Raw genomic sequence first — 11,605 nt, 5'->3', positions numbered from 1 at the left:
TCTCTCTCCCCCCCCCCCCCCCCCCCCCCGCGACGCTGCCCGCCTCGTGCAACGTGAGATCAGGGGCGGCCTCCAGCGCCTTCTCCTCTCCCCCGGGCGTGTACGTGACGATGAGCCGCAGCGGCCGCCAGGTCGTGTTGAACGTCGAGTGGTAGGCGCCCGCCGGAATGTGCACGGTGTCACCCTCCCTGATCGCGAACTCCTCCCCGTCGTCCACCATCTGCCGCCCCTCCCCCGAGATCACGTAGATGACCTCCTCGGCGTTGGGGTGGTTGTGGCGGGCGTGCCCCTTGCCGGGGTTGACGATGACCTCGCCCAGGGAGCTGCTCGCCCCCGGGATGGCCGACGGGGTGACGAACCACTTGATGGACCCCCAATCGAAGGCCATCGTGGGCACGGCGTCGGGGCTGACGTGCATGACAGACTCCTCAGAAGCTCAGTGACTTGAAGGCTCGGACCTGCTCGGTGATGGCGCGTTCGGTCGGCAGCCGCTCGACGGACGAGGCGCCGAAGAAGCCGACGACGCCCTTGGTGCGCGACAGCACGTAGGCGGCGTCCCCGGGCTCGGCGATCGGCCCGCCGTGGCAGAGCACGAGCACGTCGGGCCGCACGGCGGCGGCCGCGTCCCGCATCGCCTGCACCCGCTCGGCCGCCTCGTCCAGGCTCAGCGCGGTGCCCGCGCCGATGCTGCCCTTGGTGGTCAGCCCCACGTGCGGGACCAGCACGTCGGCGCCGGCCTCGGCCATGGCCCGCGCCTGGTCCTCGTCGAAGACGTAGGGCGCGGTGACGAGGTCGCGCTCGCAGGCCAGCCGGACCATCTCGACCTCCAGGTCGTAGCCCATGCCGGTCTCCTCCAGGTTCTGCCGGAAGAGCCCGTCGTACAGGCCCACCGTCGGGAAGTTCTGCACGCCGGCGAACCCCATGGCCTTGAGCTGGTCGAGGAAGAGCGGCATGACGCGGAATGGGTCGGTCCCGCAGACCCCCGCCAGCACGGGGGTGTCGCGGACGACCGGCAGCACTTCGGAGGCCATCTCGACGACGATCTGGTTGGCGTCGCCGTACGGCAGGAGCCCGGCCAGCGAGCCGCGCCCGGCCATCCGGTAGCGGCCGGAGTTGTAGATGATGATCAGGTCGACGCCGCCGGCCTCGGCGCACTTGGCCGACAGGCCCGTGCCTGCGCCCGCGCCCACGATCGGCCGTCCCGCGGCGACCGTGGCGCGGAGCCTGTCGAGGACGTCCTGCCTGTTCACGAGGCACCTCCGATGATCAGCTCGTGGAGCCGCTCGGCCATGGCGCGGCCGAAGGCGGGGTCGTTGATGTGCAGGTCGAGGTCGTCGACCGCGACGCCGGAGCCGCGCAGGCCCTCTTCAATGGCTTCGAAGCAGGCCGCGTCGGCTTTCGGGTCGGCGAAGGCGGCGCCGGGCGCGTCCAGTGCCGAGACCCCGCGCCGGGGCACGAACAAGGCCGCCGGCCCTTTCGCCTCCCGCAGCTTGGCGGCCACCCGGCGGCCGAGCTCCCGCATCTCCTCGGCGGTGGTGCGCATGAGGGTGACGGTCGGGTTGTGCACGTACAGGAGGCGGTCGGCGAACGCGGCGGGCACGGTGTCGCGGGGGCCGAAGTTGACCATGTCGAGCGCGCCGGGCGCCACCACCTGCGGCACGCCGTGCGCGCCGGCCGCGGTGAGCCGCCCGGGTCCGGCCGACAACACGCCGCCCACGAGGTCGTCGGCCAGTTCGGTGGTGGTCAGGTCGAGCACGCCCGCGAGCATGCCGCCCGCCGCCAGAGTCTCCAGGGCCCGGCCGCCGGAGCCGGTCGCGTGGAAGACCAGCACCTCGTAGCCGAGCTCGCCGAGCCGCTCCCGGGCGGCGTCCACCGCCGGGGTGGTGACCCCGAACATCGACGCACCGATCAACGGCGGCTCCTCAGCGGCCGCGGTCCGCACGGCCTTGGCGAGCTGGTACGCCCTGGCCATGCCGGCCGCCGCGGCGGCTGCGTTGCCGAGGATGGCCCGAGAGACCCGGTTGACGCCCGCGATGTCGACCACGCTGTACATGAGCGTGACGTCCTTGGCCCCGACGTACGGCGACACATCGCCGGAGGCCATCGTGGAGACGATCAGCTTGGGCACGCCGATCGGCAGGTCGCGCACGGCCCGCGCGGCGATGGACGAGCCGCCGCTGCCGCCCAGCGCCAGCACGGCGTCCACACGGCCGTCGGCGTGCAACCCGGCCAGGATCGCGGCCGCGCCCTCACCCATAGCGGTCACGGCGGCGCCCCGGTCGCCCGCCTCCCTGAGCGCCCGCACGTCATGCCCGGCCGCCGCGGCGACCTGCTGGTTGGTGACGTCGACGAGGGCGTCGTGCGCGCCGACGCCGGCGTCGACCACGATCACGTCGCTGCCCTGCTCCACGAGCCGGTTGCGCAGCCACGCGTATTCCTCACCCTTGGTGTCGAGGGTGCCGATCAGTACGACAGACGGCATGTCATGCCACACCTCTCTGCTTCTTGGCCACCCACATGGGGCACGGCGTTGATGTGCCCGGTCGGCTGCGGCTCCACGCCGCCTATATTGACCCAGCATGTCGCCCAGCCGGACCTACGTGCGGTGGAGGACGTCCTCCACCGCCGCCAGCGACAAGGTCTTGTAGCCGACCGAGTCGAACAGCACGGTGATCCGGTCATGCTCGCGGCTCATGACCGTCCCCGGCCCCCACATCGTGTGCGTCACCTTCGCCCGCACGGGGAACGCCCCTTTGCCAGTCCCGGGCACCGGCTCGGACGCCTCACCGCTCGCGCAGGTGTCGCACGCGCCGCACCTGCGGGGGTACGGCTCGCCGAAGTATTCGAGCAGGAACCGGCGGCGGCACCCCCGGGTCTCGGCGTAGCCGCGCATCATGTCGATCCGCGAGTCGTCGACTCGGTGCCGCGCCTCGTCCAGCTCGACCGCCCGCGCGGCGGCCTGCTGCGGCGTCATCCTGCCGGCGGTGTAGCGCAGGTCGCCGGTGTCGGTCACGGAGAGCGCGCCCGCCCGTTCCAGCAGGTTGACGAGCCTGGTGAGGCGTGACGTGCTCACCTTGAGCAGCGCGGCCAGCTCGCCCGCGGGCACCGTACCGGCGTGCTCGCGAGCCAGCGTCGCCACGCGCAGCAGCGCCTCGCGGTCAGCTCGGCCGCCGGCGAAGAACCGGCGCAGGCCCAGGTCCTCCTGCCGGTAGAACAGCACCGCCGAGGCGGGCGCGCCGTCCCGGCCCGCCCGGCCGATCTCCTGGTAGTACGCGTCGGGCGATTCCGGCGGCTCGGCGTGCAGCACGTAGCGCACGTCGGGCCGGTCGATGCCCATACCGAAAGCCGAGGTCGCGACGACGGTGTCCACGTCTCCCCGGGTGAACAGCTCGTGCACGCGGGTGCGTTCGGCGCCCCGCATACCCCCGTGGTACGGCTCGGCCCGGCGTCCCCTCGCGGCCAGCGCCGTGGCGTACTCCTCGCTCTCCTTGCGGGTGGCGACGTACACCAGGCCGAGACCGCCGCGGGAGGCGGCGTGCTCGACCAGCGCCTGGCTCTTGTCCTCCGCTCGGACGAACCGCCGGACCTCCAGCGAGATGTTCGGCCGGTCGAAACCCCTGACGATCTCCACCGGGCCGGCCAGTCCGAGCGAGCCGACGATCTCCTCGCGGACGTTCGGCGCGGCGGTGGCGGTCATCGCCACCACCGGCGGATGTCCGAGACGCTCGATGACCTTCCCGAGCCGCTGATAGTCGGGACGGAAGTCGTGACCCCAGGAGGAGACGCAGTGGGCCTCGTCGATCGCGATCAGCGACGGTCCGGCCTGCGCGAGCCGTTCGACGACGTCGGGCTTGGCGAGCTGTTCCGGAGACAGGAACACGAACGCCGCGTCCCCTGCCGTCACCTTCTCCAGCCCGGCTGCCACGGAGGAGGTCGAGTTCACCGCCACGGCGCCGCCCGCGCCGGCCTTGAGCAGGCCGGTCACCTGGTCACGCTGGAGCGCGATGAGCGGCGATACGACGACCGTCGGTCCCTCGAGCAGCAGCGTGGGAAGTTGGTAAACTGCCGACTTGCCGCCCCCGGTCGGCATGACGAGCAGCACGTCACGCCCGTTGAGCAAGTGCTCCATCGCCTCCTGCTGGCCCGGTCGCAGCTTCTGCCAGCCGAAACGCTGCCGGGCCGTAGCCCGTAACCGCCGCCCCTTCCGCCCGAACCGGCCCTTCAGCCCCATCCACCATCGCATGCCACCCATCCTTCACTAGGTGGGCGGTCCTTACCCGCCCTCGCCGACCACATGCGCTGTGCGCGGTGGTCGCAGGACATCCGCCCGCAAAACGCGACCCCGTCGCCGGGCCACAGGACCCGTGAGGCCTCACGCCTACGCCGCTCACTGCACGACGAAGGGACCTGAGCATGCCGCGACTGCCGCAGCACATCGCCGATGCCGGCTACCGCCCTGGCGAGCCGCTCGTCCTCGGGCTGCAGCACCGCGACGACCCACCCCTCTTCCACGCACAGGGACTCACGGCCACCGGCGGCACCCTCACCGCCACGACCCCCGTCTACGCGGCATCCCTGTCGAAACAGATCACCGCCGCCTGCGCGGCGCTGCTCGTCCAGCAGGGCGCGCTGGACCTGGGATCCGCCGTGTCGGACTGGCTGCCCCAGCTCCCCGCATGGGCCAAGGCCGTCCGGCTCCGGCACCTTCTGCACCACATCGCGGCCCTGCCGCCCGATGCCGAGATCGACGCCCTCATGAACGGCGACCGCACCAGCCACGGCGTCATCCGGGCCCTCACCCGCTTCCCCGCCCTCCAAGGCAGGCCAGGCAGCGAGTACGTCTATTCGAACGCGGGATACGTCTGCCTGGCCGCCGCAGTGGAACGGGCGGCCGATCAGCCCCTGCACGGCTTCGCGCACCACCATCTCTTCGCCCCCCTGGCGATGAACGACACGTGCTACTGGCCCGGTCCCGCCCCCGCACCTCCCGGCGCGGCGCCGCTGGCACGTCGGCATCCGGCACCGCTGTCCTTGGGCGACGGAGGCGTGTGGACCACCGCCAGAGACCTCCTGCGGTGGAGCCAGGCCCTCAACGGCGACGAACTCGGCATCTCCGCCCTCCTGCAAACCCCGGGCCGCCTCGAGGACGGAACGCCGATCGACTACGCCTGGGGAATGGGAGTGCGCACGCACGCTGGGCACCGCGTCTATCGGCACGGTGGCGGCTGGTGGGGGCTGCGAGCCCGGCTGGCCCGGCTGCCCGGGCTGGGCGTGAGCGTCGTGCTCATCGCCATCGCCGACGACACCGAACGCCTGGGAGACCTCCTCAGCGGCCTTCTCGACGAGGTGACGTAGCTCAAGGGAGGAAGCCGCGGCGGCGGGCGGCGATGACGGTTTCCGTGCGGGTGTGGGTGCCCAGTTTGCGCATGGCGTTACGCAGATAGCTCTTGACCGTCTCCGGGCGGATGCCGAGCCGGCCGGCCGTCTCGGCGTTTCCGCAGCCGACCGCGACCAGGGCCAGCACGTCCAGTTCGCGTGGCGACAGCGGGTTCGGCTGGTCGTCGGCAGGGCGGCCGCCGGGGCGGGCCAGCCGGTCGCACACGTCCGCCAGCCGTGCCCGGATCCCGGCGTCTCCGATCTCCTGCGTGATGGCCCTGAGCTGGGCGTGGGCCAGGCGGACGGCCTCCCACTCCCCCGCGGTCGGCGTCTCGCGGGCGGCCCGGGTGATGGCCGCCGTCTCCAGCTCGGCCAGCCGGCGTTCCACCTCGCGGCGCACGGTCAGCTCGAAACCGACCCGGGCGGCGACCTGGGTCATGGCGTCCACCACGCGGTCGCTGATCGACAAGGGCTCGCGGATTCCGCCGTACAGGACGCCGGACACCGTGCCGTGCACCGTGACCGGCACCGCGGCGATCGCCCGCAACCCCTCGACCGTAACCGGTTTGTCGTACTCGTGGCTGATGCGCGGGTCGGCGGCGTAGTCGTCGACGGCGCCGGGGCGGGCCGTGGTGATCACGCGGCCGCCCAGCCCGTTGCCCGCGCTGACGACCAGGCCGCGCAGCGCGCCGGTCAGGGTGCCGCTGAACTCGGTCAGCGTGACGCCGTGCCGCCCGTCCGGCACCAGGCCGCCGAACGCGACGGGCAGCCCCGTCGCCCGGCGCAGCCGTCCGACGGCGGTGTGGAGCGCCTCGGCGGGCACGTGCAGTGCGGCCATGCCACCAGCATGGACGAGCCCGGCTGCGGCCGGCTACCCCCGAACGGGGGTGGTGGCGGGCTCGGTCCCGGGAGATCCTGCGTGCATGGTTGCTGACGCAATGGTCTCGTACGCCTCCGGCGGGTCGGAGATGCCCCTGCTGGGCGAGACGATCGGGGAGAACTTCGAGCGCGCGGTGGCGCGGTTCGGTGACCGCGAGGCGCTGGTGGACGTGGCGGCCGGGCGCCGCTGGACGTACGCCGAGCTGGACGCCGCCGTCAACGAGGTCGCGCTCGGACTCATGGCCAGGGGCGTCGCCAAGGGCGACCGGGTCGGCATCTGGGCGCCCAACTGCGCCGAATGGGTGCTCGTCCAGTACGCCACCGCGAAGATCGGCGCGATCCTGGTCAACGTCAATCCCGCCTACCGCGCCCATGAACTGGCGTACGTCGTCCAGCAGTCCGGCATGCGGCTGCTCATCAGCGCGGTCACGCACAAGACCAGCGACTACCGGGCGATGATCGGCGAGATCGGCTTCGCGGACGCGATCTTCATCGGCGAGGGCGGCTGGGACGAGCTGGTCGAGAGCGGCCGGCGCGGCCACCCGGCGGCGCTGCGGGCGCGGGCGGCGGAGCTGACGTTCGACGACCCGATCAACATCCAGTACACGTCGGGCACCACCGGCTTCCCCAAAGGCGCCACGCTGTCGCACCACAACATCCTCAACAACGGCTACTTCGTCGGCGAGCTGCTCGGCTACACCGAGCGGGACCGGGTGTGCCTGCCGGTGCCGCTCTACCACTGCTTCGGCATGGTCATGGGCAACCTCGGCGCGACCTCGCACGGCTCGTGCATCGTGCTGCCGTCGCCCGGCTTCGACCCGGAGGCGACGTTGCGGGCCGTACAGGAGGAGCGGTGCACGTCCCTGTACGGGGTGCCGACGATGTTCATCGCCGAACTCGCCTTGTCCGGAAATTTCAATCTTTCCACCCTCAGAACCGGCATCATGGCGGGCTCCCCGTGCCCCGTCGAGGTCATGAAGCGCGTGGTCAGCGAGATGAACATGACCGAGGTCGCCATCTGCTACGGCATGACCGAGACCTCACCCGTCTCCACGATGACCCGCGCGGACGACGGCCTGGCCCGCCGCACCGAGACCGTCGGCCGCGTGATGCCGCACATCGAGGTGAAGATCGTGCACCCGGAGACCCGGCTGACCGTACCGCGGGGCGAGCCCGGCGAGCTGTGCACCCGCGGCTACTCGGTCATGCTCGGCTACTGGGGCCAGCCGGAGGCCACGGCCGAGGCCATCGACGCCGCCCGCTGGATGCGTACCGGCGACCTGGCCGCCATGGACGCCGACGGCTACGTCAGCATCGTCGGCCGCATCAAGGACATGGTGATCCGCGGCGGTGAGAACATCTACCCGCGCGAGATCGAGGAGTTCCTGTACGGCCACCCGGCCATCCACGACGTCCAGGTGATCGGCGTGCCGGACGAGAAGTACGGCGAGGAGCTCATGGCCTGGATCGTCATGCGGCCGGGCGCCGAGCCGCTGACGGCCGAGCAGATCAGGGAGTTCTGCGCGGGACGACTGGCCCACTACAAGATCCCCCGCTACGTGCACGTGGTCGACTCCTTCCCGATGACGGTCACCGGGAAGATCCGCAAGGTCGAGATGCGCGAGGAGGCCGCCCGCCTCCTCGGCAGCTGAGCGTCACCCGAAAGATGTACACCGATCTCCTCAACGCGCAGGAAGATCGTCGACCTGGCTCTTCACTAACGTTTCCGGCATGACTTCCGCGCGTAAAACGCTCCTTACCGGCTTGGCCACCTTCGTCGGCGGCCTGGCGCTGTGGTTGTTCGGCCTCGACGAGGAGATCTTCATCTTCACGCCGTCGAAGATCGGCCTGGTCCTGATGGTCCTCGGCGGAGTGGAGACCCTGTGGGGCGTGTACAAGACCGTGCGGAGCGACGCCGAGCCCCGATGACGGCCCCCGCCATGGCAGCCTTGCCTAAGGCATGCATCTGCGGATCTTCTCAATGCGGCAGCCCGCTTTCCACCAATGATGAAAACCATTATCGTTGCGGAGGGTTGGGTGGCTGAGGGGAGACAAGGGTGCGGAGACGAGCCGCGATCGTGGTGCCGGCCATGCTGTTAGGGATGGTCCTGTCGGGGTGTGGCGGCTCGCCCGAGCCCCCGCAGGACGCCGGCCTGCTGACCTTGGCGGCTCCCCGTGACCTGGTCGCGGGACCGCAGGATCCATACTTCACGCACCAGACGCTCCGGGTATGGGAGCCGCTGGTCAACGTGGACGACAGGCTGCGGCCGGTGCCCGCCCTGGCCACCGCGTGGGAGAGCACGGACGGAGGGCGGCGGTGGACGTTCACCCTGCGGGAAGGCGTGCAGTTCAGCGACGGGAGCGCGCTGAACGCCGAGGCGGTGGTGGCCAACGTCCAGCGGTTCCTGCGGATCGCGCCGCGCCAGTCGGCGTTCTTCAGCCTCGACGCCGGGATGGAGGCGGCCTACGGGCAGCTGGAGGAGGTGCGCGCGGACGGCGGGCGGGTGACGTTCGAGCTGCGGCGGCCGGTGGCGGATCTGCCAGGGCGGCTGGCCGGGTTCTACAGCATGATCCAGTCGCCGAAGGCGTTCGCCGCCTCCGGGGACTTCGCCGGGAACCCGGTGGGGACCGGGCCGTACACGCTGACGCGGTGGGCCAAGGGGCAGCAGGCGGAGCTGGCGGCCAACCCGCACTACTACGGGGCTGCGCCGGCGTACAAGAAGATCGTGGTCAAGGTGATCCCGGACGCCAACGCGCGGGTCGCCGCGCTGCGCGCCGGCGAGGTCGACGGGCTGATCGACAAGGGGGCGCTGCTGTCCGGGCAGGTCGCGGCCGTCGCCGCCGACAGCCGGTTCCGGGTCGTCCGCAGTCCGTCCGTCCTGACGCACTACCTCACGTTCAACGGCTCGCGTGAGCCCTTCGCCGACCCGCGGCTCCGGGAGGCGGCGGAGCTGGCCATCGACCGCAGGACGATCGCGGACAAGCTGCTCGCCGGCACGGCCAGGCCGGGCGCCGCGTTCCTGTCGCCGGTCTTCGGCGAGCTGTCCGATCCGACCGTGGCGGCCGCCTACGACCCGGCCAAGGCTCGGGCGCTGGTGGACGCGGCGTGCCGGCCCACCGCGCCGGTCACGATCCTGATCTCGTCCGCCGAGACCGGGCAGTTCCCCTACACCGACATCGCCGAGGTGCTGCGGGCCGCGTTCGAACAGGCGGGGCTGCCGGCGAAGGTGACCGTGGCCGAGGCGACTAAGGCCGTGATGGAGGCCGGCGACTACGACGTCTTCCTTAGCGCGTACAGCGTGCCGAACGGGGACGCCGACTACCTGTTCCGCCGCTTCCTGCGCTCGGACGCGGCCTGGAACGCCGACCGCAAGCTCGGCTACCGCAGCAAGGAGTTCGACACGGTCGTCGACCAGGCCGCGACCGAGACCGACCAGGCCGGGCGGCGGGACCTGTACCGGCGCCTGCAGCGGCTGCTCGCGGCTGACCGGCCGATGATCCCGCTGGCGTACCAGGACAATCCCGTCGTGACGACCACCGAAGTCGGCGGGGTCGTGCAGAATGCGGCGTATGTCATCGATCTCGGCAAGCTGACGCCGTCGGGCTGACGTGCGGTTCCTGCTGCGGCGTGCCACGGAGACGCTGCTCGTGCTGCTGGTGCTGTCGGTGCTGGTCTTCCTCTTGACCTCGCTGGCGCCCGGGGATCCGGCCGAGGAGATCCTGCGCCGCGGCGGGATCCAGCCGACGGCGGCCAGCGTCGCCGCGCTGCGTGCCGAACTAGGCCTCGAGCTGCCTCTCCCGGTCCGGTACGTGCGGTGGTTGTCCGATGTGGTGCGCGGCGACCTCGGACTGTCCTACGTGGACCGGTCCCCGGTGACGGGCGAGGTACTGTCCCGCCTGCCGGCGACGCTGCGGCTGGCGGGCGCGGCGGCGCTCGTCGCGGCCGGGCTGGCCCTGCTCGCCTCGCTCCGGCCGCGAGGGCTGGGCGGCCGGGTCATCACGACGGTGACGGTGGTGATCGCGAGCGTGCCACCGTACATCGTCGGGATCCTGCTGATCAGCGTGTTCGTGGTCGGCCTGCGCGCGCTGCCGACCGGGGGCGACTCCGGGCCGGGCGCCGTGGTGCTGCCCGCGCTGACGCTCGGGCTGGCGGGCGCCGCCACGCTGACCCGGCTGCTGCGCGCCGATCTGGCTCAGGCGCTCGCGTTGCCGTTCGTGCGACTGGCCGCCGCCAAGGGGCTGAGCGCGCGGCGCGCCGTGACGGTGCACGCGCTGCGGGTGGCCGCGCCGAACGCGATCACGGCCGGGGGCGCGGTGCTGGCCGACCTGGTGGCGGGCGCCGTGGTGGTGGAGACGCTGTTCTCGTGGCCCGGGGTGGGGCAGCTGGCGATCTCGGCGATCCGGCAGCGCGACGTGCCGGTGGTGCAGGCGTACGTGCTGGTCATCGGGGCGGCGACGGTCCTGCTCCTGGCGCTGGCGGACCTGTGCCTGGCGGCGGCCGACCCGCGGGTGCGCCGCCCATGAACGGCCCTGACCCCACCCGGCGCCTCAGGAGTGCGTCGCCAGGGACGGGATGCGCGGGGATCGCGATCCTGGCGGCGATCGTGGCGTTCTGCGGCCTCGCGCCGCTCCTGTCCCCCCACGACCCGTACCTGCCCGACCCGGCTCTCGCCCTGCTGCCGCCCAGCCCGCGGCATTGGCTCGGCACCGACCAGCTCGGCCGCGACCTGCTCACCAGGACGGCTGCGGCCGGCGCGGTGTCCTTCGTGACCGCGTTCGCCATCACGGCGATCACCACGGCACTCGGCACCCTGGCCGGCGCCGCGGCGGGACTGGCCGGCGGGTTGCCGGAGAGGCTGCTGCGGCACGCGGCCACGGTGGCGCTGGCGCTGCCCGGCCTCACGCTCGCCCTGGCGCTGGCGGGGGTGCTGCCACCCGGCCCGGGCACGATGGTGGCCGCGCTCGTCCCGTTCGGCTGGGTGAACTGCGGCCTCGTCGCCCACACGGCCACCCGGCGCGTGGCCACGTCGGACTTCGTCCTCGCCGCCCGCGCCCTGGGCGCCTCCCCGTCCTACCTGCTACGCCGCACCATCGGCCCGCACATCGCCGGGCCGGTGCTCACGGTCGCCACCGCCGACCTCGCCCGTACGCTGATCGCGGCCACCTCGCTGAGCTTCCTCGGCCTCGGCCTGCCTCCACCGGTGACCGACTGGGGCGGCATGGTGACCGACGCCGTGCCGCTGCTGATCGCCGCCCCCCGCCTGGCGATCGCCCCAGCCCTCGCCCTGGCGCTCACCGGCGTGGCCATCACTCTCGTGGTCGACGCCCGCCGGCTCACTTAGCGGGCGGG

General features: G+C 72.2%; 11 protein-coding genes. 6 read left to right on the top strand and 5 right to left on the bottom strand.

Annotated features, from left to right (window positions below; all coding sequences use genetic code 11):
* From ACTWQA_RS52640 to ACTWQA_RS52625, 4 genes are all read right to left on the bottom strand, one after another.
* Positions 1-418 (bottom strand): cupin domain-containing protein (locus ACTWQA_RS52640; RefSeq protein ID WP_443166355.1); only part of this gene is annotated, 418 nt, incomplete at its 3' end.
* A gap of 10 nt (positions 419-428) precedes the next feature.
* Positions 429-1,250 carry a phosphoenolpyruvate hydrolase family protein gene (locus tag ACTWQA_RS52635; RefSeq protein WP_443166354.1) on the bottom strand — a complete coding sequence of 274 codons (822 nt, stop codon included), beginning with the start codon at positions 1,248-1,250 and terminating at the stop codon, positions 429-431.
* Positions 1,247-2,482: a Tm-1-like ATP-binding domain-containing protein gene (locus ACTWQA_RS52630; RefSeq protein ID WP_443166353.1), complete on the bottom strand. Its 1,236-nt coding sequence runs from the start codon at positions 2,480-2,482 to the stop codon at positions 1,247-1,249. The genes ACTWQA_RS52635 and ACTWQA_RS52630 overlap by 4 nt, the downstream gene beginning before the upstream one ends.
* Before the next feature lie 114 nt (positions 2,483-2,596).
* The gene (locus ACTWQA_RS52625) at positions 2,597-4,243 is read right to left on the bottom strand and encodes a RecQ family ATP-dependent DNA helicase (protein ID WP_443166352.1); all 1,647 of its coding nucleotides are present in this window, start codon (positions 4,241-4,243) and stop codon (positions 2,597-2,599) included.
* A 170-nt stretch (positions 4,244-4,413) separates the two neighbouring features.
* Here ACTWQA_RS52625 and ACTWQA_RS52620 point away from each other — a divergent pair, with 170 nt between their 5' ends.
* Positions 4,414-5,355 carry a serine hydrolase domain-containing protein gene (locus ACTWQA_RS52620; RefSeq protein ID WP_443166351.1) on the top strand — a complete coding sequence of 314 codons (942 nt, stop codon included), beginning with the start codon at positions 4,414-4,416 and terminating at the stop codon, positions 5,353-5,355.
* Position 5,356: 1 nt separating this feature from the next.
* Here the strand turns inward: ACTWQA_RS52620 and ACTWQA_RS52615 are convergent, their stop codons facing one another.
* A complete protein-coding gene (locus ACTWQA_RS52615; protein WP_443166350.1) occupies positions 5,357-6,214 on the bottom strand; it encodes a LuxR C-terminal-related transcriptional regulator in 858 nt (285 codons plus the stop codon).
* Positions 6,215-6,299: 85 nt separating this feature from the next.
* On the opposite strand from ACTWQA_RS52615, the gene ACTWQA_RS52610 reads away from it, so the two are divergent.
* From ACTWQA_RS52610 to ACTWQA_RS52590, 5 genes are all read left to right on the top strand, one after another.
* Positions 6,300-7,907 (top strand): AMP-binding protein, encoded by a 1,608-nt coding sequence (locus ACTWQA_RS52610; RefSeq protein ID WP_443166349.1) that lies wholly within the window; start codon positions 6,300-6,302, stop codon positions 7,905-7,907.
* A 79-nt stretch (positions 7,908-7,986) separates the two neighbouring features.
* On the top strand, positions 7,987-8,184 hold the full coding sequence (locus ACTWQA_RS52605; protein WP_443166348.1) for a DUF5708 family protein: 198 nt from the start codon (positions 7,987-7,989) through the stop codon (positions 8,182-8,184).
* A gap of 128 nt (positions 8,185-8,312) precedes the next feature.
* On the top strand, positions 8,313-9,863 hold the full coding sequence (locus ACTWQA_RS52600) for an ABC transporter substrate-binding protein (RefSeq protein ID WP_443166347.1): 1,551 nt from the start codon (positions 8,313-8,315) through the stop codon (positions 9,861-9,863).
* 1 nt (position 9,864) lies between these two features.
* Positions 9,865-10,779, top strand: coding sequence for an ABC transporter permease (locus tag ACTWQA_RS52595; RefSeq protein WP_443166346.1), 915 nt, complete (start codon positions 9,865-9,867; stop codon positions 10,777-10,779).
* The gene (locus ACTWQA_RS52590) at positions 10,776-11,597 is read left to right on the top strand and encodes an ABC transporter permease (protein WP_443166345.1); all 822 of its coding nucleotides are present in this window, start codon (positions 10,776-10,778) and stop codon (positions 11,595-11,597) included. The genes ACTWQA_RS52595 and ACTWQA_RS52590 overlap by 4 nt, the downstream gene beginning before the upstream one ends.
* Positions 11,598-11,605 lie beyond the last annotated feature (8 nt).

The sequence above is a fragment of the Nonomuraea sp. 10N515B genome, from assembly GCF_052245915.1.
GTDB lineage: Bacteria > Actinomycetota > Actinomycetes > Streptosporangiales > Streptosporangiaceae > Nonomuraea.
This window is presented reverse-complemented; position numbering and strand designations above follow the sequence as displayed.